The following is a 25,212-nucleotide window of genomic DNA, read 5'->3' on the forward strand; positions in this document are numbered from 1 at the left end:
ACCAGCATCCTCCATTGACAATGCCTGTTTGTCATTTTTGTTAAAGTCATAAAAAAATCCGCCTCATATCAAAGGATAGGGAATTCTTCCATTTAAAGAAAACGACATAAACATACCAATATTTTAAAGTGTTAGTATATTTTTTTGCATAATAGGGATTGACAGCTTTTTTTCACTTGTTTCGCTGTAACAACTATTACAAAAGTGTTACAATAATGAGTGGTAATTGTAAAAGATTGAAAGGATGAGAGGAGCTACATAAGTGGGAGAGAAACAGCATCAAGGTGGTGCCGAGCAGAAAAAAATCAAGCGCCGGAACGCCTGGAGGATTAATCTCTTTTTCTTCGCTGTCTTTAGTTTATTTGCTGGACTTGTGATCAAGCTTGGTGTGCTGCAGATCGTCAATGGTGAGGATTATAAAAAGCAAGCAAACCGAACAGAGGTCAAAACAGCATCATACCCGTCCCCAAGAGGAAAAATGTATGACGCGAGAGGAAGAGTCGTCGTTGATAACGAAAGTGTACCTGCCATCGTTTATACATCAGAAAGCGGTGTGAAGGCGAAGGATAAGATTAAAGTAGCAAGAAAACTTGCGACTTATATAAAAATGGATACTGATTTTTTGAGAGAGCGTGACATTCGAGATTTTTGGCTGGCGAGCCACCCGGAAAAAGCAGATAAGCTCCTTTCAAAAGCAGAGAAAAAGGATCTTAAAGCAAAGGATGTCTATCCGCTTCAAGTAGAGCGTGTGCCTAAGGAAGAGGTCAAGGCGATCGAAAAAAATGCAGAGGAAAAAGCAGTTGCAGCGATCTATCGTAGATTTACAGGCGGATATGCCTTTGAGCCTCAAATTGTGAAAGCAATGGACCCGAACGAAGAGAAAAAAGGGGACGAAAAAGTGGCTTTGCTTGATGAAACAAAAGAATCCAAGCAGACGTCATCCGTGAGTTTGACCTATGAAGAGATTTCACTTGTGTCAGAGCATCTGGATGAACTGCATGGTGTAAATGTCATCAATGATTGGACAAGAAAATATCCGTATGAAAAGACCCTTTATAATGTACTTGGCGGTGTGACCACACCAGAGCAAGGCATTATAAAAGAGCGTGAAGATTACTATATGGCAAGAGGCTACTCGCGAAATGACCGGGTAGGGAAGAGCTATTTAGAGTATCAATACGAAGATTTTCTGAATCCAGAGAAAGCGACTGTTCAATATACACAGGTTGGCGGGAAGCTGCTCGATGAAATCAAACGGACAGAGGGGCGAAGAGGACTTGATCTTGCACTGACATTTGATATGGAGCTGCAAAAGGAAGTCGACAAGATCGTCGAATCAGAGCTTAGATCCGCTAGTGCGAGAAACTATATGATGGACCGCGCATTTGTCGTGATGATGGACCCTAACACTGGGGATGTTCTCGCAATGTCTGGCAAGAAAATGGATGGCAGAGACGTCACAGATTATGCCATCGGAACATTTACGACCCAGTACGAAATGGGCTCTGTTGTCAAAGGAGCCACAGTACTTGGCGGTTATCAGGACGGGATGTCACACAACCAATCCTATATGGATACACCGCTTTATTTTGCAGGAAGTAATGGAAAGGCGAAACAGTCTTACAAAGTTCTTGGATGGGTCAATGACCTTCAGGCTCTCCAAAAAAGTTCCAACGTCTACATGTTCCAAGTAGCGATGAGAATGGCGGGCATCACCTATCAAAAGGATGGGCCGTTACCGGCAAGACCTGAGCACCTGCAAAAAATGAGAAACTACTATGCGCAATTCGGTCTTGGCGTGAAAACAGGGATCGATTTGCCGCAGGAATCAAGCGGGATGCAGACACATCCTAAGACGGTCGGCGGACTCTTGCTTGATGAAGCAATTGGGCAGTATGACACGTATACACCGCTTCAAGTTGCCCAGTATATGTCAACGATCGCTAATGGAGGAAATCGCGTTCAGCCAAGAGTGGTGAAAAGCGTTCACCTTCCAACGAAGAAGGATGAAGTAGGCCCAGTCGTGAAAAAATATGAGCCGAAGGTGCTGAACACGATTAACAACTCGAAAGCAGATATTGACCGCGTCAAAATGGGGCTGAAAATGGTCACATCGACTGGCGGTACTGCCGCTGGCCGCTTTGGTCAGCATGATGTCGCAGGAAAAACAGGGACGGCCCAAACCTTTTACTATGGTGCCAACCGCAGCTGGTGGGGAAATCCCACGTACAATTTAACCTTTGGGGGATATTATCCATCGTCCAATCCGAAGGTGGCTTTTAGTGTCGTGACACCTTATGTCTCAGATAAAGACCCTGTCATTAAAACCATCCCAAGTAAGATTATTGATAAGTACGTTGAATTACAAAAGAAATACGAAAAGCAGTAAACATCAGAGAGCACAGCAAGTGAATGTGCTCTTTTTTGCTGAAAAGATGGACGTTTCCCTCGATGACGGAAGGAAAATACGGGTTTTCTAGCGAATCTTTTTTATACATCAATCTAAGGACAACCCTAAAAAATGAAAAGGAGGGTCGGACGACGATGGAACAAAAAATGAAAGATTCGAATCAGCTTTATTCGAATATCGATTTACATGCCGTTCTTTCTTCTAATGGCCGCTTTCTCTACATTTCTTCTAACTGTAAGCAGCTTTTGCTCTATGAACAAAAGGATTTACTAGGGTGTTTTTTGAAAGACTTTGTTCATACCGAAGATCAATTTCTCGTCGAAAGTTATTTCTACAATCAGCACATGCTAGAGATTTGCCACTTTAGACTGCTTAGAAGTGACCTAACAGCTGTATGGATTGAAGCTAGTATTGATTTTGTCGCTTGTGATGAGTTAGACAGTGAATTAAGTAGAGAAATGATCCTAAAAATGAGGGTGCTGGACGCTGAACCGCAAAAAGCAGCATTTCAAACAACATCAGAAGTGTCAGAACAGTCGTTAGGCAGTCTGCCGGCTTTCCAACATGTCAGTGAAGCTGAACAATTGATTGCCATGCTGCCAAATCCGTTATGTATTACGATTTTAGGGGAAATTGTTTATGCGAATGATGCGATGCTTCAATTAATGGGGGTATGTACAAGAGATGACATGATCGGCAAAACTGCATTTGACTTTATTGCTGAGGAGTACCATGACATTGTGAGAAGCCGAATTACAAGGCTGCAACAAGGTCTTCCAGTCGGAATGATTGAACAGATTTGGAAGCGGAAAGATGGAAGCAGCATTCATATCGAAGTGAAGTCATCACCAACGATCTATCAAAATCAGCGGGCAGAGCTTTTGCTGTTAGTAGACATCTCATCCCGTAAGAAATTCCAAACCGTTCTGCAAAAAAGCCGGGAGCGGTATCAGCTGCTCATCCAAAACTCCATTGATACGATTGCGGTCATTCACGATCACAAATGGGTGTTTATGAATGAATCAGGCATTAAATTATTTGAAGCCGAGCATTACGATAAATTAATAGGAAAGGATATTTTCCACCAGATCCATTCCTGTGACCAGCAAAAAGTCAAAAAGAGCTTGTCGCGTATTATTGAAAGAGCATCAGATTCCGAGATTGTCACGATGAGCTGTCATACGTTTAAACACAAGCTGATTTATACAGAAATGGTGTGTATCCCAACTACGTTTTTTGGAGAAACAGCCGTTCAAATTATTTTAAGAGATATATCCGAACGCAAGCAGACAGAAGAGCTCATGCTCCGGTCTGAAAAATTATCGATCGCAGGTCAATTGGCTGCTGGCATCGCACATGAAATCAGGAACCCATTGACCGCCATCAAAGGCTTTTTACAGCTCATTAAACCGAAAACAAAAGATCGGGATCAATATTTCGAGATTGTTTTTTCCGAGCTGAGCCGGATAGAAATTATTTTAAGCGAGCTGCTCATGCTGGCAAAACCGCAGCAAACGGCTTCGATGCAGACACTTGATTTGAAAAAAATCATCAGTGAAGTCACGGCTTTATTAGAAACACAAGCGAACTTAAATGGCATTTTAATGAACACAAGTGAAATAGAAGAGGATCTCCTGATGAACGGGGATCAAAATCAGCTCAAGCAGGTGTTTATCAATTTAATCAAAAATGCCGTCGAATCCATGCCGGACGGAGGAAAGGTAGACATCACGGCCAAAGCAGAAAGGGATGGGATTCTCGTCACCATTCGTGATGAAGGGGTTGGCATTCCTGAATCGGTCATGAAGCGAATAGGCGAGCCCTTTTTAACGACAAAGGAAAAAGGCACTGGACTTGGCCTCATGGTGACATTTAATATTTTAGAAAATCACAATGGGACGATCCGTGTGGATAGTCATCCCGAAAAGGGCACCGTATTTCACATCATGTTTCCTGCAAAATAAAAACAACGGCAAGAGAGCCGTTGTTTCAGTCTGTTAAATGAATGGAACGTTTTTCAAGGACGAATTGTTCTAGGCGGTCAAGTCCTTCTTTCAGTGTTTCAAGTGAATAAGCATAGGACAGACGCACATACCCTTCGCCGAGCGGAGAGAAAGCAGACCCTGGTACAACAGCGAGTCTTGTACTTTCTAACAGCTCCATACAAAAATCAAAGGAACTCATCCCAAACAATTCAATGGATGGAAAAATATAAAAAGCGCCAGAAGGCTTAATGACCGGAAGCCCCATAGAAATGAGCCGATCATATACATAATCGAGTCTTTTCTTATATTGCTCTCTCATGATGAGTGCATCATCCACACCATTTGTCACAGCTTCAAGTGCCGCCTTTTGTGAGACAGCCGAGGCACAAGACACGTTATATTGATGTACTTTTAATACATGTTTAGCAATTGGAGCTGAAGCAAATAAAAAGCCAATTCTCCAACCGGTCATGCTATGAGATTTAGACAGTCCGTTAATCACAATGGTCTGTTCCTTTAAGAAAGAGGCAATTGAATGATGCGGCCGGTCAAATGTCAGCTCGCTATAGATTTCGTCTGATAAAATAAAGATGTCTTTTCCTTCAAGGAGCTGGGCAATCTCTTTCAATTCTTCTTCCGAAAGTGTGACACCAGTTGGGTTCGAAGGATAAGGAAGTACAACACACTTTGTCTTTTCCGTTAATGCATCCTCAATCAGCTTGGCATTTAATTTAAAGCCAGCATTCGTTGTGTCGATATGTACGGGCTTCCCGCCGCACATTCGAATGATCGGTTCATAGCCAGGGTAGACAGGTCCAGGTAAAATGACTTCGTCACCCTCTGACAAAATGGTTCGAAACGCAGCATCAATCGCTTGACTTGCACCTGTTGTCACAATGATTTCTGACTCTGCATCATAATCAAGATTGACTTTCTTCTTGATGTAGTGCTGGATTGCTTGTCTTAGCTCTAGGAAACCAGCATTATGAGTGTACGAGGTGAAATTCTCGTCAATGGCTACTTTGGCAGCTGTTTTGACATGATGCGGCGTATAAAAATCGGGCTGGCCTATCGTCAAAGAAACAACATCCTCATATGACGATACGAGATTTGAAAATGTTCGAATGCCTGAAATTTCAATATCCTTTACTCTTGGATTCAGCAAATGCTCCATTTCTCATCACCTTAAAAATTTATGTTTTTATCCTATTTTACCATTCACTGCATAAATGTCACCCGCGAAAGGCACTGGATATCATTATCTGTAGTCTATTCTCCTATTCATCTCAGCATGAGTGATATATTGAAGAAAGAGCAACATTTATTATAGCGTAACCTCACGAGAAAATACAGGCTGCGGTGAACAGGATTAGAAAACGTCACAACTGTGTAAACTGAAAGAACGTGAGAATCAAGTCATGGGAATTGCTTTCATAGACATACGATCTCCTAAAGGAGGACGATAGATGGAACAATCAGCGAAGACATCGAAAATCGCGTTTCTATCCGTGATGAGTAACACATTTGTTGTTATCTTAAAAATCATTGTGGGGCTGTTGACTGGATCTGTTGCGGTTTTATCAGAAGCCATTCATTCTTTTCTCGATTTAATGGCATCTTTTATTGCATTTATCTCTGTTCGTATTTCAAGAAAGCCAGCAGATTCTAAACATCCTTATGGACATGGAAAAGTCGAAAATATTTCAGGAACGATTGAGACCTTGCTGATTTTCGTTGCTGGCATTTGGATCATATACGAATGTGTTCACAAATTAATGCACCCAGAGCCAGTCAAGCTGCCTGTGCTTGGCATTGTGGTGATGCTGATAGGCGCGCTCATCAATTTTATCGTATCGAAGGTTGTGAACAAAGAGGCGGAGCGAGTGCATTCTGTTGCCATGAAATCGAATGCATTGCACCTGTTAACAGATGTGTATACGTCACTAGGGGTCGCATTCAGTTTATTGCTTGTAGCATTAACCGATTGGTATTTCTTAGATCCGATCATTGGAATGATACTCGCTCTCTTTATTATGCGTGAAGCATTTAAACTCATGAAAGAAGCCTTCCCGCCGCTTGTAGACGCCCGGCTAACACCCGAGGAAGAACAATCGATAGAAGCAATCATTCAAGGATTCAGTCAAGAGTTCATCGAATATCATGACTTTCGAACAAGACGATCCGGTGCAGAGGAATATATTGATTTCCATTTAATTGTAGATGGTAAGACAACGATTGAAGATGTTCACCAATTATGTGATCGAATTGAAGAGAAGATTCAGCAAGAATTTCCGCATGCACAAATCTTTATTCATGTAGAACCTGAAAGTGAAAGAACATCACAAACGTAAAAAAGGCGATCAACCAACTTAGGTTGTATCGCCTTTTTTTACGCTTCATCTATGAAATGAAATCAATATCCATAAGCAGTATCGTAATCTTCATACCAAGAGATATAAGCTGCGTCATCATTTGACAAATCATGCTTCATGTCCAAAAAATCAGCTTCGCAAATATCTTCAATCACAGTCATTTCGTTGTTCTTTAATAGTACGACAGTTCCCATCATGAACACCTTTCTTTAAAAAATCCTTGACTATTGTACCATGTGAAGAGCGGTTGTCAACAGCAGAATGGAAACAAGACGAAAATATCACAAAATGTTAAAAAATCAGGAGGTAAAAGAACTAGAATTGCCATGATTTTCACAAATTTTCATTATTTATTCTCATAAAAAATTGAGAACAAACTGATCTAAAATATATGTAAAAGTATACAGCTCCATTGATCTTACTATATTCATAAGATATAATAACGAATGATTATAAGAAATTTATAGAAAACATACATAATAAAGGAGAAATAGGATGGAAACAAACATAACAGAACCACACATTCAAGAAAAGAAGCATCCTGAGCTAGCAGGCGTGGGCTACCGCTTTCTTGCCCACCTTTTGGACGGCGTCATTATCAGTGTTCCTTATGCCTTCATCATGTTTATTTTGTTCACACTCTTTTTTGTCTCAAGCCCAGAGGCAGCATTTATGCTAGAGGATGACAGCTATTACTATTCCACAACCGTCATGACGGATGAAGAATGGGCTGTCATTATGGGACTTATTTTTTTCTACGTAGCATCGATCTTAATCGGTATCGTGTTGACATGGCTTTATTACGCTATTATGGAAGCATCAAAACTGCAAGGAACTCTTGGTAAGATGGCTCTTGGGATCAAAGTGACAAAAGTAACAGGCGAAAAAGTAACATTCGGACGAGCAACTGGCCGCTTTTTTGCAAAAGTCTTTTTGTCTCCAATCTTATGTATTGGGTACATCATTGCCTTTTTCACAGAGAAAAAACAAGCGCTTCACGATTTAATTGCAAGTACGATTGTTGTGAAGAAATAAAGAAAAAAAGCACCTCTGCTCAATAGTAAGGGGTGCTTTTTGTATAGATTGCTTGTATGGAAGAGGGAAGCATGACATAAAATAGAATGATAGTGAAAAATCAGGCAGGGAAGGGAGACAAACGATTGAGAACAGGAAAAAAGACCATGCAGAAAAAAGGGGCAGGCTTCGGGTTGTTTTTGACAGCACCCGTTTTGGCCTGGGCATTGTATGACTTTGCAAATACGATATTTTCATCCAATATGATCACCATTTTCTTCCCGTTCTACTTGCAGGAAACGATTGGAGACAGTGCGAGAATGGATCAGATCGCCAGTACGTTTATTTCTTATGCAAACGCACTAGCCAGCATTTTTCTCGTCATGTTTACACCATTATACGGGGTTCTGATCGATCGTACAGGAAAAAAGAAGCGCTACATCACAGTGTTTACTTTAATATGTATATCTTGTACGTTTTTGATGGGGATCTTTGCTGGAATTGATTTCTCAAGCGAATGGTTTGGGCTGCCTGTCTCCTTATTAGTAGTGGTCACCTTGTTTGTGATCGCAAAATTTTTCTATCACTCGAGCCTAGTGTTTTATGACACCATTCTGCCCGATCTTGGGACAAAGGATGAAATACCGCTTATTTCTGGGTTTGGCATTGCCGTTGGTTATTTAGGGACACTTGTCGGTCTCTCAGTTTATTTACTTGTTGGCAATGACCAATTTCATGAAGCATTTATTCCGACAGCGCTTTTATTCTTTCTCTTTTTCCTGCCCTTTCTCTTTTTTGTAAAAGACCCTCATCCGCTGCCGCAGCAAGAGAAAAAGGCGTCATTTTTCAGCGGGTATAAAGAAATTATTCGCACGTTTAAAGAGATGAAGCAATACAAGCCGGCTTTTATCTTTATGATTGCTTTCTTTTTTATGAATGATGCCTTACAGACAGCGATTGCGATGATGGCTGTTTATGCCAAAATCATCATTGGTTTTACCGCTGGGCAATTTATTCTGCTTTATCTGGTGTCGACCATTTCAAGTATCATTGGCTCCTTTCTATTTGGATATATCACAAAGGCGATTGGGGCAAAGCGCTCGATTACAGTCGTGTATGTGATTTTGATCGTGGCCCTGATTCTGGCTGTTACAGCCACAACGGAATGGGTTTTCTGGGTGGCCGGCAGTTTATTCGGAATTTCACTCGGCGCAAGCTGGGGGGCATCACGAATATTGATAATTGAGCTGACACCGAAGGAAAAGAGAGGACAGTTCTTTGGTCTCTTTGCATTCTCAGGGAAGGTGTCTTCCATTATTGGACCCATCATTTATGGCTCAGTCACTCTGCTGTTTGCAGAGCACGGAAATCTCGCAAGCCGCCTTGCACTAGCGTCTTTACTCATTCTTGCAGCGATAGGACTTGTGATTCATCAATTCGTACGAGAGAAAGCGTAAAGAAACGTCAACTTTTTACCTATGCTGCCGATATAAAAAGTACAATCTTATATTGAAGAATAGAGGGATTTCCGTGGCTTTAAACAAACAAGAAATTTTACTTGACTCTGGTACCAATGAATTGGAAATTGTGAAGTTTGAAATTGGTTCAAATCAATTCGGCATTAACGTCATGAAAGTAAGAGAAATCATTCAGCCGGTTGAGGTGACGGTTGTACCGCACTCTCATCAAGATGTAGAAGGGATGATTAGTTTACGAGGCGAGATTTTACCAGTCATCAATCTATTTTCCTTTTTTAATGTCGAGTCAGATCAGTCAGAACAAGAGAAATATATTGTGACTGAATTCAACCAACGGAAATTTGTGTTCCATACAGGAACGGTATCACAAATTCACCGCGTCAGCTGGGAAGAAATTGAAAAGCCAACTGCACTCAATCAAGGGATGGACCGTCATTTAACGGGCATCATTAAGCTTGATGAAAAAATGATTTTCCTTCCAGATTACGAGAAAATCATTTATGATATTGAATCCGCTTCTGGAGTAGAAACGTATCATATGTTTGACGGTGAGAAAGACGAGAGAAGAACAGGGAAGAAGCTTTATGTCGTTGAAGACTCTCCGCTTCTCATGCGTTTATTAACAAATGAATTAACCGAAGCAGGCTATAAAAACATTGTGACCTTTGAAGATGGCAAACAGGCATATGATCACGTCATGGACCTTGTCAGCAAAGGAATCAGTGTGACAGAAGAAATTGATATGATTATTACGGATATTGAAATGCCAAAAATGGATGGTCACCGATTAACGAAACTGTTGAAGGAAAATCCTTTAACGAGTTCCATTCCGATTCTCATCTTCTCTTCGTTAATCACTGAAGATTTGCGGCATAAAGGGGAAACAATTGGTGCAGATGATCAAATTAGTAAACCAGAAATTCATCAGCTGATTGAAAAAGTCGATCACTTTATTATCTAAACAAAAAACCACTCGGCATGAGTGGTTTTTTGTTTAAAAATAACTTTCCCCGAGTCGTTTGAAGACGGGCTTTGTGTAATGTGATTTTTGTTTTGTGGCGGTAGGTTTTTCTTTTAAACCGACATACGTTTGAAGTAGCTGCTTTGCTCGGTTTAATGACATATTCGCTTTCGGATTGCGATATGATTGATTTAAATTTCCTAAGTGTGGCAAAAATTCGAAGTCTTCTTTGGTTGGTGGCAGGTGAAAATAATAATCTCCAATTTCAATCAGCACGTCGGACTGTTGTTGACTATATTTGGGATTGTTAGAGAAATGTAGGCCCACTTTTCTTCCTTTACCTTCTTGCAATAGTTTTTGCAGCGCACGTTTTTTCAAAAGATAAAGAAACTTGGGATTTGGTGCGGTTTTAGCATGGCGGTTAACGGTATAAATGGCTTTTGCGATGTTTTCTGCTGTAGGTTCTATGTCTTTAGTATGAGCATAATCGTCCATTTTTTCTCTCCTTTGTCTTTCGTCTTCCTGTGCTTAGTATAAATTATACGTTTTTATTAGTAAATTGCAAATAGAGTTATTGTAAAAGCGATAGGATTCCTAGCCCTCTTATCTACAATAGCCATTCAGGAAGGTTCTAAAACGTGGTTGAATATAAAAATGGCAGAATGATCAGCAAAGACACAGCATCTATTCACTATGATTTTTCTTCTATCTGTTTCAGGTGGAAAGAATGCGGCGCATTTCATTTTCTATATGCTAAAGGTGTTGTATATTCATTCTTTTAAGCATAGTTGAAGCTGCATTGGTAAGCAAATTCTGTATTGAATTCCGTTTTTTGAAGCAGGATGAGGCTTTGTTGAACTTTCACATAATGAGGAGGTAACTTCTATAAACTTCTTTAATTGAAGGATCTGCAGCATTCAGAGCGGCTTAGCTGACCAGCATGAGGGATATCTTGAAGTAGCATCTTTTCGATAATGTTGGCGAATCCATTGCTGACGGTGTCATTGGTGGGCAAAGGAGAAGAGACGTTCATTGCAAGAAGGGCAGAAAAATTGACTGAATGAAATATATACGAAGTGAACTATTAGTTCATGATAACTACCTATTTTAAATAAATGGGTAGTTTCTCAATTTGGATTCATTCTGAAACTTTACCATATGCCTGACAACATGTCGAACATATGGTTTAACAACATGGTCTATTTCTTATGACTTGAATAAGCGCAATAGAAGCAACCATTAAAAACAGTTTCATTCGTCATTTGTTTAGCTTCATCAATGGCGCTCTCGCCACTCATGTGCAGACCAATCAATTTACGGCTTGCAGCATCACCTAAAAATGCACAATCCTCTGTATGTACAACATACTGTCCTTGATCATCTTTTGTATGAATAAAATAATAACTTTTTAGCATACCCCTCACCTCCAACCTGACTATCCTACTATAAAACTTCCAAAGATGTAAAGAAATTTTATACACGTTCCTGTTTTTTGAAAAAAAAGAAATAAAGGCTATATAATGAAAGGGATTGATAGAATGGATGTAAGAGGTAAAAGTTAAAAGAGAAGAATGGATCGATTGAAGGGCATGTTGACTCCTCTATTGGTTGTTGTTGCTTCAAATAGCTTCAATCAACAGAGTAAATAACGTCGTAGGGCGTTTCAGCTATGAAAAAAAGGACTTCCTTTTAAAGAAAGCCCTTTTTCCTGTTCAATTATTGCGCTCCCTGGCCTTTTAGTTCACGCTGCACATCTAAGTCGGCAGCTTCTCTGCTGAACTTCGGCAGTGTAATGAAGTAAAAAAGGAAAACGAGTAAAATAATAACGCCCATTCCGTAATAAATATAAGAAACGTTTGCAATGAGTTTTGGAAATAGTACCGCAATCAAACCTAATGTCATGGATTGAGCAAACATTGTAAGCGGATCAACCCATCCTGACACACGTCCCATCAGACGAGGATGGACGATTCTCGGCAGCCAGCCGCCAATGACAATGTTGACTGGGCCAATGCATGTACCAATGACAAATGATGTGACATAAAACAACCATAGTGTATGGGTGGAACCAAGTACAAAAATCAGAATGCCTGCAACCAGAATTGGAAGCGACATGAGATATTGCATCTTTACTTTTTTAGCGAGAACAGAGCCCATTAAGCTGCCAACAAGCAGGCCTGCACCGATCGCGATTGTAAAGAAGGATGTATGCAGTTCAAAATGGTCCGGTGAAAGGCCATATTTCATTGTAAACATCGGAAGTACAGCAAATGCGCCATTGACTAGACCAAAAACAAAGAAGCCAAAAATTAAAGAAGCCAACAATTTATTTTTTATAATGTAAAGAATTCCTTCTTTAAAATCTTTTAGAGACGTTTTAATGGTCATGCCTCTCCAGCCTGCTTGTCCATTTGGCTGACGTGCTTCAATTGGAATGTTACATGAACGAATCAGGATGCCTGAAACAATAAAACTGATCAAATCAATGGTAATGGCACCGTGAAGTCCAATTGTCTTATACATAATAGCACCGATTCCAACACCAAATACCATGAATAAACTAAACAGCATTTGATTTAAGCCAGCGGCTTTGGCATATTGATCTTTATTTAAAATCGCCTGAACGAGAGAGGCTTCAGCTGGATAGAAGAACTTCGTAATGGCACTTCGTATAAACAAGATCAAGAAAATAAGTGGAAGTGAATTGAAATAAATCACAATGAATAAAACAATCGTCAGCCCAGCTCGTATCCAATCGCAATTCTCTGCGACTTTTTTACGATCAAAACGATCTGCTACTACACCAACCATAAAAAAGACAAAGATCGTTGGAAGTGAATACATGAGCTCTGCTAATGTGGCATAGGCGGGCTGATGACTAAAATGATCGAGCAAATAAAAGGCAAACGCCATATTGCCTACTGTTGTCCCCATTTGCGAAGCAAGTGCTGCAAAAAAGAGACGAACAAAATTTCTGTTTTTAAAAATATCCATAAATACGCTCCTTAACCTGAAGATCCCACTTTATATCATATAAAATTTTAAGCATTCATACAATTGATTTCTCCTACTGGCTAATGGTCACAGGTGTTCCGTTTGGAACGATTGAAGCAAGTTCGATGACATTCTGATTATACATACGAATGCACCCTCTAGACACAGCTTTACCAATTGAAGACGGGTTATTCGTACCGTGGATGCCGTAATGAATTTTCGAGAGGCTCAGCCAATAGGCGCCAAAGGGACCTCCTGGGTTTGGCTGTCTGTTGACAATATAATAAGAACCTGTCGGTGTCATATTTAAAATTCTTCCTGTTGCGATCGGATACGACCGAATAAGCTGTGATCCAGAAAACAATACGAGACGTTTCCTTGAAATCGAAACAGAGATGCGGTAAGGGATCGTATTAGGATCGGGCAGACCAGGAATGATGATGACCTCATTTTGTACAGGCTCTTGACCTTGAAGTGACGGATTTGCAGCCTTTAAGGCATCTGTTGTTGTTCGGAAATCAAGCGCTATAGAAGCAAGGGTTTCTCCATTTTTCACCGTATATCGCAGCACCAAAGGACACTCCTTTCACTCAAATAAAAGAAGCCATGATGTCCGTCACTAGATATATATATGGACGGAATCAGGCGAAGGAAGGTTTCTCCTAACATTTGTCATGAGAAAGATCTTTGATTATACATATGCAAAAAGGAGCGGTTTGGCTTCTGTCTAAATGCGAGAGGAGAGGGTGAAAAAGGTTAATTCAGGTTTGGCTAAAAATCGAAGTGGCAGTCTTGTTGTCCCAAGTCCGCGGTTGACATAGATTCGGTGCTGATAACTTCCATATAAACCTTCCACATATGTATGGCCGTAAGGTGCTGTGAGAATGGGGCCATAAAAAGGAAGCTGCACCTGTCCGCCATGGGTATGTCCAGAAAGCTGCAAGTTAATGGGAGTTGTATTTAACTCCAATGCTGCATCAGGCTCATGTACGAGCAGTAACGTAAATAAATCAGAGGATACTTCCCGCTTAATCAGGTCATAATCCGGCACACTCATCATCAGGTCATCCAATGTAGCAATCTGAATATGCGCCCCTTCTTTTTCTAATTGAAACACAGCATTTTTACATATTGTAAAACCGCAAGCTTTCATCGTTTTCTCATAAAGATCAACGCCAAATGGTCCGTAGTCATGATTTCCGCATATCGCGAGCTTACCAAACGGGGCATGGAGCTTGGTCAAATATGCTTTCGCTTTTTCATGCTCTTCAATCGATGCTTGAAAATCAACGAGGTCACCTGTGAACACAATGAGGTCTGGAGACTCAGCGTTGATTTGCTGGACGACGGATTCTAATTCTTTCGCAGGAAATGTATCACTTAAATGAACATCACTAAATTGAGCGATTTTAAACTGGTCAAATGAAGCTGGAAGTTGAGCATCCTGAATGGTCAGTGACACGGTATCGATCATGCGTGGTTCGATGTATCTGGCATATCCGTATCCACATGTTGTAGCTAAAAAACCGAGAATGCTCGCGCCAGCTGCTCCTTTTAAAAACTGTCTCCGAGAAAGTTGCTTCATATAAGACTCCTTTATAAATAAAATTAAGTATAGCATCATATTTGATGAATCTCCCATATGGTGCATCTAGGGTCAATCATGATATGATAGAAAATAATGAATGAATAGTCATTCAAAACCACAGAGGGGGAGAACAAATGACGAAACAAACAGTGATTGTCACAGGGGGATCAAGCGGAATGGGGAAGGCGATGGCTGCCCATTTGGCACACGGAGGCTGGAATGTCGTGATTACTGGAAGAACGGAAGAAACGTTAGAAAAGGCGGCAAATGAAATAAAGCAGAATGGCGGCTCGATCGCTTACTTCCAAATGGATGTGCGAAATCCAGAGGATGCCGATCAAATGGTCAAGTTTGCGGTAGATACATTTGGTGATGTGGACGCTCTGATTAACAATGCTGCAGGAAACTTTTTGGTTCCAGCAGAAAAACTGTCTCCTAACGGCTGGAAGGCTGTCATTGATATTGTATTAAATGGAACGTTTTTTTGCAGTCATGCAGTGGGCAATTACTGGATTCGTCAAAAGAAAAGGGGAAGTATGATCAATATGGTGGCTACCTATGCATGGGGTGCTGGTGTAGGTGTGGCGCATTCAGCGGCAGCAAAGGCAGGTGTTTTATCTCTGACTCGAACGCTTGCAGTGGAGTGGGGAAAGCAATATCGAATTCGCGTCAATGCCATCGCACCAGGACCAATCGAGAGAACAGGCGGTGCGGATAAACTGTGGGAATCGGAAGAGGCAGCGCAAAGAACATTAGATAGTGTTCCTCTTGGCAGACTGGGTACACCAGAGGAAATTGCAGAGCTTGCGAGCTTTTTATTATCTGAGCAAGCTTCATATATAAATGGAGATTGTATCACAATGGATGGGGGTCAATGGCTTAACCAATCCCCATTTTGAATGACGATGTAAGACCTGCTTTTGATGTGTTATAATCACACAAAGAGAGAAGCAGGTGATGAAAATGGTCGATCCATTGGATATTTTAACGAATATTGAAGATGTTTTCCCGCACTATCAAGCCATATTCAGTGCGGAAGAGCAAAAAGTGATAGGCTATGAAATTTTAGGAAGAATGAAGCTTGAGTCTGAAACAGTTAGCCTAGGCTCCTTCTTTACGGATTCATCTATTCCTGACGAATATAAAGTGGAAGTAGATCATAAAGTACTGACGCAAGCACTCGATCTTTTCACAACAGCAGATGATGATTTGCTCATTTTTATTAATCATGATGCCAATATCCTGATGCTTGATCATGGTGAAAGCTTTTTAGAACTTTTGAAGGAATATGAAGCAAGGGGCATTCAGCTTAATCGGTTTGTTATCGAATTTACAGAGCATACGTTTAGCGGCGATATTGAACAGCTTTACCATACGTTAACGTATTTTCGTACATATGGTATTAAAATCGCCATATCGAATATCGGAAAAGAAAGCAGCAATCTTGACCGGATTGCCTTGCTCTCACCCGATCTATTAAAAATAGATTTACACGCATTAAGGGCATCGGCTCCTTCTCCTTCCTATGAATATGTCTTGTACAGCATTTCATTGCTTGCGAGAAAAATAGGGGCGGCTTTAATTTATGAAGACATTGAAGCAAATTTCCAACTGCAGTATGCTTGGAGAAATGGCGGCAGATATTTTCAAGGGTTCTATCTTCACGAGCCTGCGGCGGAATTAATCGACCGCAATAAACGAAAAGATCAGCTTCGAGAAGAATTTCAGCAATTTATTGCCCATGAGAAAAAGAAACTTCAAACTGTCTATGAACATTCTGAAACATTTTATAAGCGAATTCATCAAGCGGTCACGACCTTAAAAAAATCATGCAGCACAAATGATGAACTTATACAAAAGCTGGCATTAGAATTAACGGATTGCAGCTTTCGGATTTATATGTGTAATGAAGAAGGCTTTCAAATCACTGGAAATGTGTTTAAAAAAGAAAAAGAATGGCTGTTTCAGCCTGAATATATCGAGAAAAACTGGAGCTGGCGCCCTTATTTCCTAGCGAATATTCTCCAAATGAGAATGAGCGGGAAAGGATTTTTCAGTGATATTTACAGCGATTTAGAAACCGGTGAGAGGATACGTACGTTTTCTTATCCGTTAGAGGGAGACATGTATTTGTTTATAGACCTTCCGTATGCCTATTTATATGAGCAAGATGGATTAATTTAAAAGCAGCCGTTTAGGCTGTTTTTTTAAATAGAAAAAAGAAATAAAAAATGGTTGACAATGAAACTGATAATCATTATCATTTAGTTATAGAGAGAAGCTACTCTCTGTTCCCCAACCCCTCTATCAGATCAAGATCCAAAAAACTTGGCGCTACCCCCGCCAAGTTTTTTTTGTGCTTTTCATCTTCCCCTCATGCATAGGACATCCCAATCCTTCCATACATCTTAAGTGATGATAGTTAGACGGTAGGAGGGAACGTCATGATCAAACGCGACAAGCGGCTGCTGATTGATTTGCCAAGACCAGATCACCCAGATGCAAATGGTGCTGCTGCTGTGCAAGAATTACTCGGCGGAAAATTCGGTGAAATGTCCACATTAAATAATTACATGTTTCAATCCTTTAACTTTAGAGGAAAACGAAAACTCAAACCGTTTTATGACCTCGTATCCAGTATTACGGCTGAAGAATTCGGTCATGTAGAACTTGTGACCACAGCTGTGAATCTTATGATTACAGGGACCACCCATGGCGGAGATCCAGATACGACACCGATGAAAGCGGCTGTCGATAAACGAAATACACAGCATTTTATTCAAACGGCTCAAACAGGCTATCCGTTTGATTCCATGGCAAAACCTTGGACCGGGGAGAATGTGTTCTCAAGCGGCAACCTGATTCTTGACCTCCTTCATAACTTCTTCCTTGAATGCGGAGCTCGTACGCACAAAATGCGCGTATATGAAATGACAGATCATCCTACAGCAAGAGAGATGATCGGTTATTTACTTGTGCGAGGCGGTGTGCATGTTGTGGCATATGCAAAGGCGCTTGAGGTAGCCACAGGAGTAGATGTAGGAAAGATGCTGCCGATCCCAAACCTCGACAACAAATACTTTGATTCAGCGAGGAAATTTGAAGACCAAAATGTTCATACAAAACTGTACACATTTAGTGATACGGATTACAAGGACATTAATAAGATTTGGAAAGGCAGCCATCCGATTGATGGAAAGCCGCTCACAGTGATTGAGGGTACGCCTCAAGGAGCACCTGTGCCAGATTATAGAGAATTACCGGAAGAGTTTGCCCCAGGCATTTCCAAAGAGGATTTTGACGAAATTGCCAAACGGCTGATGAGATCTGCGGGTTTATAAAAAACATGGTGCATGAGATCAGAAAAAAGACTCAAACTAAAAAAACAGATTCTTTTTCTTTTTTTGAATTCAAGAGGAAAAATATCATCTGAGAACACTTTATGGTATGATGCTTTGTAGGACTTGTGTATAATCAATACGGGTTCATCTTGAGTTGTTTTTTTGAAAGGAGTCTTTTTTTAGAATGTCACAATTAATGGGTATCATTACAAGGCTGCAAAGTCTTCAAGAGACAGCAGAAGCTGCAAACGAACCGGCACAGCGTTATTTCGAAGTGAACGGTGAGAAAATCTGTAGTGTTAAGTATTTCGAAAAGAATCAAACGTTTGAATTGACTGTTTTTCAACAAGGGGATAAGCCAAATACTTTCCCATTTGACAACATTGATATGATTTCGATTGAGATTTTTGAGCTTCTACAATCCTAAGCTGAATCGTATGAAATGTTTTTTCTAAGGATTCCTTCGTTTATTTGCGGCAATATACATGTGTCATTATTGGCGGTGTACAAATGGAAGATGATCAATCAGCGCATATTTCGGATAAGAGACCATTAAAAAGGAGTTCCTTTCTGTGAGTGATTCTTTTTACTACAATCTTTCTGAAGATTATTTAGCGTTTTCTGATGTCGTCATGAGAATGAAAGACTTTATTCGAAAAGACCCTAGATCCGCCTATGTGTTATCAATTGGTACGGACTCTCAGGTCAATCAAAATGTCACAAGATTTATGACTGCAATTCATCTCCACCGGATTGGCAAAGGGGCTTGGGGCTGCCTCACACAACAAGTGATCAGCAGGCCTGTGCAAAGTCTTAGAGAAAAAATTTCATTAGAGACAGCGTTTAGCCAAAAGGTATGTGCAGACATCCTTGAGGGACCTTTAACAGAACTGATGGATTTGCTTCTTCCGTTTGCTGAGGAAGGGGCAGACCTCCGTTTTGAAGCCCATCTAGATATTGGCAAAAAAGGAAGTACGAAAGAGCTGATCCAGGAAATGACCGGAATGATCACAGCTATGGGAATTGAAGCTAAAATAAAACCCGACTCATACGCAGCATTTTGCTATGCCAATCGATACACAAAATAAATTCCGTCATTTTTCTCCAAACCTTGTCGAAACGTGCGGTTGACGATTCGATTCTAGTTCCTTATTCTAGCTGTATAGAGAGGAAGCAGACATTCAAAAGCCTGCTAATCAATATAAAAGCATATATGAAACAGGGGGCCTGATGTTGGATGAGCGTCATCGAAAATCGTTTTAATGAAGAAGAGAAAAAGCTATTATTAAACGTATTGCTGAATCAGGAATATGCTGTCGAATTACTAAGCAGTGAGATCAATGATATAGAATGTGGAACAAAAAATGTCGATGACAATACGTATAAGCAATTGATCACATTGTATGACAGAGTAAGGTTTGAGAATTAATATTGATTTAACATTCTATTAGATACTCGGGAGCTGAGTATCTTTTTTATGCAGAAAAAATCTTTCGACAAATTTCGTTTTAGTTTATGCTTAATGGTAAAGGGGAATGTATGATTGATGATCGAGAGAAAAGGGGTCGAAGAAACATGATAGAGATAGAACCAACTCAATTGCTTGAGTCAACAATAGCCGAGCATATGATTGATGCAGATAAAGTGGCACATGTTCAAATTGGAAATAACCTTGAGCATGCCTTATTGGTCCTAACAAAAACAGGATATACAGCCATCCCGGTTTTAGATCCTTCTTATCATCTGCATGGGTTAATTGGAACGAATATGATCATGGATAAGATCTTTGGTTTAGAACGAATTGAATTCGAAAAACTGGACCAACTGAAGGTAGAAGAGGTCATGCTGACTGATATTCCAAGACTTAAAACAACGGACCCTGTGCTAAAAGGCGTTCACGCTGTGACGAATAATGGATTTGTTTGTGTAGAAAATGAGGAGCAAGTCTTTGAAGGAATATTTACACGACGTGTTGTATTAAAGCGCTTAAATGAAGTGATTCATGCCGCGAAAAAATGAGCTGAAGCCCAGCTTATTTTTTTTGCCTTCATAAGCTATAATTTATATAATGACCATATGGAATAAGAAAATCTTATAGAGAGAAAGGGGACGCCCATGCAGCTTCAGGAGTTACATATGCTTGTTGTGCTTAGTGAAGAATTGAATATGAGAAAGGCTTCGGAGCGGCTCTTTGTCTCTCAGCCTGCTTTATCCCAAAGATTGCAGACGATCGAAAAAGAGTGGGGAACCAAAATCTTTTTTCGTTCTCAGAAAGGGCTCACCGTGACTTCGGCAGGTGAACAGATCATTCAATTTGCAAAAGAGGTGACGGTTGAGCAAGATCGAGTGAGAGAACGAATCGATGAACTTGAAGGGGAAATTCACGGTACACTAAAGCTTGCGGTTGCATCCATTATTGGACAGCACTGGCTGCCGAAAGTGTTAAAGCGGTATGTCGAAAAATACCCAAATGCGAAGGTATCACTTGTGACCGGCTGGAGTAGTGAAATGCTCAAAAGCTTATACGAGGACCACGTGCACATTGGGATTATTCGCGGAAACCCTGATTGGAAGGGAACAAAGGAATATTTGATGACAGATCATTTATATTTAGTCGATTCTGTCATCAAAGACGTGGACGAGTTAATCGAGACAGAACGCCCGTTTATTCAATTTAAAAGCGACAGCACGTATTATCAGGAAATCCAGCACTGGTGGCACCAAAAATTTAAAGTGTCTCCAAAGCAGACGATTCTAGTGGACCAGATTGAGACATGTAAACAAATGGCCTACCACGGCATCGGCTACGCCATTTTGCCTTCAGTCACCTTATATGACCACGAAAAAAGTGTTCATAAAACACCGCTTGTTGACGTGAATGGAGAGCAAATCGGACGTGACACATGGCTGCTAGGCTATGAAGCTTCTTTTCAATTAAAACAGGTGCAAGCATTTGTCGGTGTGGTCAAAGAAATGCTTGAAAGTGATGCGGTGTAAGTACCTTCTTGGAAGAGGAAGGTGCTTTTTTTATGAAATCATTTGACAATGAAAATCATTATCATTTAAAGTGTACATATAATAATTGAAAATCATTATCATTTAAAGTGTACATATAATAATTGAAAATGATTATCATTTAGATGAGGTGACCGATAGATGAAAGCACTAATTGCATTTGCGAGTATGTCTGGTAATACAGAAGATATGGCAGCGATCATAAAGCAAACACTAGAAGGAAAAGGGATCGATACGAAGATGATGGAATTTGATGATACAAGCGCAGAGGACCTTTCTTCATACGATTATGTGTTCATCGGTTCTTATACATGGGGTGATGGTGATTTACCTTATGAAGCTGAGGACTTTTATGAAGAGGTCTCTACGCTTGAACTAAGTGACATCAAAGCAGCTGTGTTCGGATCTGGAGATTACAGCTACCCGAAGTTTTGTGAGGCTGTCCATACATTTCATAACATGCTCAAATCAACCGGGGCATCCGTATTTCCTGAGACATTGAAAATGGAGCTTGCGCCAGATACAGATGAGGATGTGGCGTGCTGTCAGGAATTTGCCATGAGCTTCTTAACTTGGGCCACTTTGTCTGAGAAACGAGTTGAAAATCATGTTTCATAAAGGAGCGACAGCTGTTGCTGCTTCTAAAAATGGTGGATACTTTGTCGCTGTAAAACGTGAAGGTATTTTTCACTACAGTGTGGAGAGCGGGTGGCAGCAGCTCTTTAAGCTCAAGCATAAAATTCATGCCATCAGCTATATCGGACCTTATTTATTCGGTGTTGGTGAAAATGGCACAGTGATTAGATCAGGAGATGAAGGCAATACATGGGCGCTATCATCATTTCCAACAAATGCAGTCGTTTGGTCTATTACAGGACGCAAAGACGGGTTTGTGTGTGCACATGGAAAACATAGTATTTATGTGTCAAATGATTTCGGGATTTCCTGGGAAATTATGAAGCCATTTGCTCATGTGAACCACCCGCCTGTTATTCGTTCTTTATGTGCTGCAGGTGATCACCTTTATATTGGAACACAGATTCATGAGGTTCACGGAGGAATATGGATGTATGACTTGGAGAGTGAGCAGGTTTTCCTCCTAAACAGAGAGGAGCACCGGATGACAGCTTCTATGCTGCTCTGTCAGGAACATCTTCTTGTTTGCGCATTAGGATCAAAAAAAGGAAAAAAGGGGTCTGTTCAAATTTTAGATTTACATACAAATATGCTGCATGATATTCAATCACAGGCCTTTGCTAGAGAGGAATCATTTTTGGATGTGTCAGAGGATAATGGCATTGTATATGTGACCACCTCACAAGACGAACACGGATTTTCTAAAGTGTATCAGCTTGATATTGAGCAAAAAGAGCTCAAATGGTTTGATACGATCAAAGGACACGGTTTTCGTGTAGCCAATCAAAATGAAAACTTTTTCTGTGCTGGTTTATATGAAAGCAAGTTTGTGAGGCCATATGAGGAGCCGGCATTGATTCATTGATAAGGAGGAAGAAAAAGTGACAGAAAAGGTTTTATTGGTGTATGCCACGATGTCTGGGAATACAGAAGCGATGGCAGATTTAATTGAAAAAGGAATAACAGAAGCGGGAGCTAGCGTGGACCGGCATGAAGCGATGGATATTGATGCAGAGCTTCTCAATGATTACACGCACATTATGTTAGGTGCGTACACATGGGGAGATGGTGACCTTCCTGATGATTTTATTGATTTATATGAAGAAATGGAAGAGCTTGATTTAACGGGAAAAGCATTTGCTGTATTCGGTTCTGGGGATACATCTTATGAGCATTTTTGCGGAGCTGTTGACCTAATCGAAGAAAAAGTGAAGGAACTTGGCGGTGACATTGTCTTGCCATCAGTCAAGATTGAGCTGAATCCAGAAGGAGAAGAAGAAGAGAAATTGATTTCTTTTGGCAAACAATTTGTTCATCTTCACCAGCAGGAAGCGGGGTAATCGGTCCCGCTTGTTTTATTTTCCATTGAAGAGTCAACTCTTTCACTTGTCATTAAAACTCTCCTTTGGTACAGTAATGAAGTATAAATTAAGAGGAGGACATACATACATGAAACAAATGGACGCTAATGAAATTATTTCATTTATTCAAAATAGTACAAAATCAACACCTGTGAAAGTCTACATCAAAGGTGATTTAGAAGGTATTAAATTTGGTGAACATGCAAAAACGTTCATCACAGGAAACACTGGAGTTGTTTTCGGTGAGTGGAGCGAAATCCAAGAAGCGCTGGAAACGAACAAAGACAAAATTGAAGATGTTGTCGTGGAAAATGACCGCCGCAACTCTGCAATCCCGATGTTAGATTTAAAGAAGATTAAAGCACGTATTGAGCCAGGTGCTATCATTCGTGACCAAGTAGAAATCGGTGATAATGCAGTCATCATGATGGGAGCTTCTATTAATATCGGTTCTGTGATCGGTGAAGGTACGATGATTGACATGAACGTGGTGCTTGGTGGCCGTGCAACAGTAGGTAAGAACTGTCATATCGGTGCTGGGTCTGTTCTTGCAGGTGTCATTGAGCCGCCGTCTGCTAAACCAGTTGTTGTAGAAGATGATGTTGTCATCGGTGCGAACGCTGTAGTTCTAGAAGGTGTGACAATTGGTAAAGGTGCAGTCGTAGCAGCTGGTGCGATCGTTGTGAACGATGTGGAGCCTTACACAGTTGTAGCAGGTACACCTGCAAAGAAAATCAAAGACATTGATGAAAAAACAAAAGGTAAAACGGAAATCAAACAAGAACTGCGTCAGCTTTAATTCACATAATTCGCAGTTGAAGACATAGACGTGGATGATATATATCCACGTCTTATTCGTATAGAGGAAAGGAAGCGAGTTCACTTGTTAAATCGTGAGCAATTAATATCCATTCGAAGAGATTTACACCAAATCCCTGAGCTTGGTTTTAAGGAATTCAAAACACAAGCGTATCTCATCAAGCATCTTGGTGCTTATTCAAAAGATCGAGTTGAGATGGAAACGTGGCGCACTGGACTTTTTGTCAAAGTAAAGGGAACAAATCCTGAGCGCGTTTTTGCTTATCGTGCAGATATGGACGGCCTCTCTATTCCTGAGGAGACAGGGTATCCATTTCAATCAGTACATGAAGGGAACATGCACGCATGTGGACATGACCTTCATATGACCATCGCACTTGGAATCATTGATCATTTCGTTCATGAGCCAATCAAAGAAGATCTATTATTTATTTTCCAGCCGGCAGAAGAAGGTCCAGGCGGAGCTGAACCGATGCTTACAAGCGATGTGCTGAAAAAGTGGACGCCAGACTTTATTACAGCGCTTCATATTGCACCTGAATATCCTGTCGGAACGATAGCCACAAAAACAGGGCTGTTATTTGCTAATACGAGTGAGCTTGTGATTGATCTTGAAGGAAAAGGCGGACACGCTGCTTACCCTCATTTAGCGAATGATATGGTTGTGGCTGCGAGTGCACTTGTAGGTCAGCTGCAATCGGTTATTTCTCGTAATGTGGATCCTCTTGATAGTGCGGTCATTACGATTGGCACAATTACCGGCGGAACGGCTCAAAATATCATTGCCCAGCATGCAAAGCTTGACGGCACTATTCGTACACTTTCACCAGAGTCTATGGATAAGGTGAGAAAGCGAATTGAAGCACTAGCAAAAGGGATTGAAATTGGCTACGAATGCAAGGCAACCGTGCGATACCCTTCATCTTATTACGAAGTGGACAATTCAAAGGATCTGACAGAGGAATTTATGTCATATGTTGCCGGAGAAGGGCTTGCGAATGTGGTTGAATGCAGAGAAGCCATGACAGGAGAAGACTTTGGCTACATGTTGAAAAAATACCCTGGATTCATGTTTTGGTTAGGGGTCGATTCAGAATATGGCCTGCATCATGCAAAACTCATGCCTGATGAAAAAGCGATAGAAACAGCTGTAAACGTTATGACAGCTTATTTCAAAAAGCAAGCAGGTGAATGAATAATCAAGCTGCCTCCTGTACACCTTATGAACAGGAGGTGTT

26 protein-coding genes are annotated in these 25,212 nt (G+C 40.7%); 19 read left to right on the forward strand and 7 right to left on the reverse strand.

Annotated features, from left to right (window positions below; all coding sequences use genetic code 11):
- Positions 1 to 262 precede the first annotated feature (262 nt).
- Complete coding sequence (locus tag MHH26_RS04485) at positions 263 to 2,389, forward strand: peptidoglycan D,D-transpeptidase FtsI family protein (protein ID WP_340972559.1); 2,127 nt, start codon at positions 263 to 265, stop codon at positions 2,387 to 2,389.
- Between the two features lie 155 nt (positions 2,390 to 2,544).
- Positions 2,545 to 4,374: a PAS domain-containing protein gene (locus MHH26_RS04490; RefSeq protein WP_340972562.1), complete on the forward strand. Its 1,830-nt coding sequence runs from the start codon at positions 2,545 to 2,547 to the stop codon at positions 4,372 to 4,374.
- Positions 4,375 to 4,399: 25 nt separating this feature from the next.
- Here the strand turns inward: MHH26_RS04490 and MHH26_RS04495 are convergent, their stop codons facing one another.
- Positions 4,400 to 5,569 carry an aminotransferase A gene (locus MHH26_RS04495; protein WP_340972565.1) on the reverse strand — a complete coding sequence of 390 codons (1,170 nt, stop codon included), beginning with the start codon at positions 5,567 to 5,569 and terminating at the stop codon, positions 4,400 to 4,402.
- A gap of 292 nt (positions 5,570 to 5,861) precedes the next feature.
- On the opposite strand from MHH26_RS04495, the gene MHH26_RS04500 reads away from it, so the two are divergent.
- Positions 5,862 to 6,746: a cation diffusion facilitator family transporter gene (locus MHH26_RS04500; protein ID WP_034662794.1), complete on the forward strand. Its 885-nt coding sequence runs from the start codon at positions 5,862 to 5,864 to the stop codon at positions 6,744 to 6,746.
- A gap of 62 nt (positions 6,747 to 6,808) precedes the next feature.
- Here the strand turns inward: MHH26_RS04500 and MHH26_RS04505 are convergent, their stop codons facing one another.
- Positions 6,809 to 6,961 (reverse strand): hypothetical protein, encoded by a 153-nt coding sequence (locus MHH26_RS04505; protein ID WP_162839369.1) that lies wholly within the window; start codon positions 6,959 to 6,961, stop codon positions 6,809 to 6,811.
- Positions 6,962 to 7,262: 301 nt separating this feature from the next.
- On the opposite strand from MHH26_RS04505, the gene MHH26_RS04510 reads away from it, so the two are divergent.
- From MHH26_RS04510 to MHH26_RS04520, 3 genes are all read left to right on the forward strand, one after another.
- Positions 7,263 to 7,802 carry an RDD family protein gene (locus tag MHH26_RS04510; protein ID WP_060596139.1) on the forward strand — a complete coding sequence of 180 codons (540 nt, stop codon included), beginning with the start codon at positions 7,263 to 7,265 and terminating at the stop codon, positions 7,800 to 7,802.
- 125 nt (positions 7,803 to 7,927) lie between these two features.
- Positions 7,928 to 9,238 (forward strand): MFS transporter, encoded by a 1,311-nt coding sequence (locus tag MHH26_RS04515; RefSeq protein ID WP_334748851.1) that lies wholly within the window; start codon positions 7,928 to 7,930, stop codon positions 9,236 to 9,238.
- A 73-nt stretch (positions 9,239 to 9,311) separates the two neighbouring features.
- Positions 9,312 to 10,220 carry a chemotaxis protein gene (locus tag MHH26_RS04520; protein WP_034662787.1) on the forward strand — a complete coding sequence of 303 codons (909 nt, stop codon included), beginning with the start codon at positions 9,312 to 9,314 and terminating at the stop codon, positions 10,218 to 10,220.
- Positions 10,221 to 10,253: 33 nt separating this feature from the next.
- On the opposite strand, the gene MHH26_RS04525 is transcribed toward MHH26_RS04520, so the two are convergent.
- The 5 genes from MHH26_RS04525 to MHH26_RS04550 form a co-directional block, all read right to left on the reverse strand.
- A complete protein-coding gene (locus tag MHH26_RS04525; RefSeq protein WP_012009774.1) occupies positions 10,254 to 10,715 on the reverse strand; it encodes a YkyB family protein in 462 nt (153 codons plus the stop codon).
- A 704-nt stretch (positions 10,716 to 11,419) separates the two neighbouring features.
- The gene (locus tag MHH26_RS04535) at positions 11,420 to 11,635 is read right to left on the reverse strand and encodes a hypothetical protein (protein WP_307499544.1); all 216 of its coding nucleotides are present in this window, start codon (positions 11,633 to 11,635) and stop codon (positions 11,420 to 11,422) included.
- A gap of 301 nt (positions 11,636 to 11,936) precedes the next feature.
- The gene (locus MHH26_RS04540; protein ID WP_307499545.1) at positions 11,937 to 13,214 is read right to left on the reverse strand and encodes an MFS transporter; all 1,278 of its coding nucleotides are present in this window, start codon (positions 13,212 to 13,214) and stop codon (positions 11,937 to 11,939) included.
- 73 nt (positions 13,215 to 13,287) lie between these two features.
- Positions 13,288 to 13,785, reverse strand: coding sequence for a L,D-transpeptidase family protein (locus MHH26_RS04545; RefSeq protein ID WP_282068340.1), 498 nt, complete (start codon positions 13,783 to 13,785; stop codon positions 13,288 to 13,290).
- Between the two features lie 156 nt (positions 13,786 to 13,941).
- Positions 13,942 to 14,799 carry a metallophosphoesterase gene (locus tag MHH26_RS04550; RefSeq protein WP_334748855.1) on the reverse strand — a complete coding sequence of 286 codons (858 nt, stop codon included), beginning with the start codon at positions 14,797 to 14,799 and terminating at the stop codon, positions 13,942 to 13,944.
- Between the two features lie 137 nt (positions 14,800 to 14,936).
- On the opposite strand from MHH26_RS04550, the gene fadH reads away from it, so the two are divergent.
- From fadH to MHH26_RS04615, 13 genes are all read left to right on the forward strand, one after another.
- Complete coding sequence (fadH, locus tag MHH26_RS04555) at positions 14,937 to 15,701, forward strand: 2,4-dienoyl-CoA reductase (RefSeq protein WP_034662771.1); 765 nt, start codon at positions 14,937 to 14,939, stop codon at positions 15,699 to 15,701.
- Positions 15,702 to 15,765: 64 nt separating this feature from the next.
- Complete coding sequence (locus MHH26_RS04560; protein ID WP_095285090.1) at positions 15,766 to 16,986, forward strand: EAL domain-containing protein; 1,221 nt, start codon at positions 15,766 to 15,768, stop codon at positions 16,984 to 16,986.
- A 260-nt stretch (positions 16,987 to 17,246) separates the two neighbouring features.
- Positions 17,247 to 18,143, forward strand: a complete 897-nt coding sequence (locus MHH26_RS04565) for a manganese catalase family protein (protein WP_003210823.1) — start codon at positions 17,247 to 17,249, stop codon at positions 18,141 to 18,143.
- 184 nt (positions 18,144 to 18,327) lie between these two features.
- Entirely contained in the window at positions 18,328 to 18,570 is a 243-nt protein-coding gene (locus tag MHH26_RS04570) for a YkuJ family protein (RefSeq protein ID WP_003212254.1), read from the forward strand.
- A 145-nt stretch (positions 18,571 to 18,715) separates the two neighbouring features.
- Positions 18,716 to 19,231 (forward strand): ribonuclease H-like YkuK family protein, encoded by a 516-nt coding sequence (locus MHH26_RS04575; RefSeq protein ID WP_034662766.1) that lies wholly within the window; start codon positions 18,716 to 18,718, stop codon positions 19,229 to 19,231.
- 149 nt (positions 19,232 to 19,380) lie between these two features.
- Entirely contained in the window at positions 19,381 to 19,572 is a 192-nt protein-coding gene (abbA, locus tag MHH26_RS04580) for an antirepressor AbbA (protein ID WP_003210802.1), read from the forward strand.
- Positions 19,573 to 19,718: 146 nt separating this feature from the next.
- The gene (gene cbpB, locus MHH26_RS04585) at positions 19,719 to 20,162 is read left to right on the forward strand and encodes a cyclic-di-AMP-binding protein CbpB (protein ID WP_034663872.1); all 444 of its coding nucleotides are present in this window, start codon (positions 19,719 to 19,721) and stop codon (positions 20,160 to 20,162) included.
- Between the two features lie 96 nt (positions 20,163 to 20,258).
- Positions 20,259 to 21,140, forward strand: a complete 882-nt coding sequence (locus MHH26_RS04590; protein WP_003211236.1) for a LysR family transcriptional regulator — start codon at positions 20,259 to 20,261, stop codon at positions 21,138 to 21,140.
- A 159-nt stretch (positions 21,141 to 21,299) separates the two neighbouring features.
- Positions 21,300 to 21,776 carry a flavodoxin gene (locus MHH26_RS04595; RefSeq protein ID WP_340972580.1) on the forward strand — a complete coding sequence of 159 codons (477 nt, stop codon included), beginning with the start codon at positions 21,300 to 21,302 and terminating at the stop codon, positions 21,774 to 21,776.
- On the forward strand, positions 21,766 to 22,659 hold the full coding sequence (locus MHH26_RS04600) for a WD40/YVTN/BNR-like repeat-containing protein (protein ID WP_034662759.1): 894 nt from the start codon (positions 21,766 to 21,768) through the stop codon (positions 22,657 to 22,659). Before MHH26_RS04595 ends, MHH26_RS04600 begins: the two co-directional genes overlap by 11 nt.
- A gap of 16 nt (positions 22,660 to 22,675) precedes the next feature.
- Positions 22,676 to 23,134 (forward strand): flavodoxin, encoded by a 459-nt coding sequence (locus tag MHH26_RS04605; RefSeq protein ID WP_034662756.1) that lies wholly within the window; start codon positions 22,676 to 22,678, stop codon positions 23,132 to 23,134.
- Between the two features lie 109 nt (positions 23,135 to 23,243).
- Complete coding sequence (gene dapD, locus MHH26_RS04610) at positions 23,244 to 23,954, forward strand: 2,3,4,5-tetrahydropyridine-2,6-dicarboxylate N-acetyltransferase (protein ID WP_334748871.1); 711 nt, start codon at positions 23,244 to 23,246, stop codon at positions 23,952 to 23,954.
- Positions 23,955 to 24,038: 84 nt separating this feature from the next.
- Positions 24,039 to 25,169, forward strand: a complete 1,131-nt coding sequence (locus tag MHH26_RS04615; RefSeq protein ID WP_034662750.1) for an N-acetyldiaminopimelate deacetylase — start codon at positions 24,039 to 24,041, stop codon at positions 25,167 to 25,169.
- Positions 25,170 to 25,212: the final 43 nt, after the last annotated feature.

The organism is Bacillus sp. FSL K6-2839, from assembly GCF_038003365.1.
Classification (GTDB): domain Bacteria; phylum Bacillota; class Bacilli; order Bacillales; family Bacillaceae; genus Bacillus.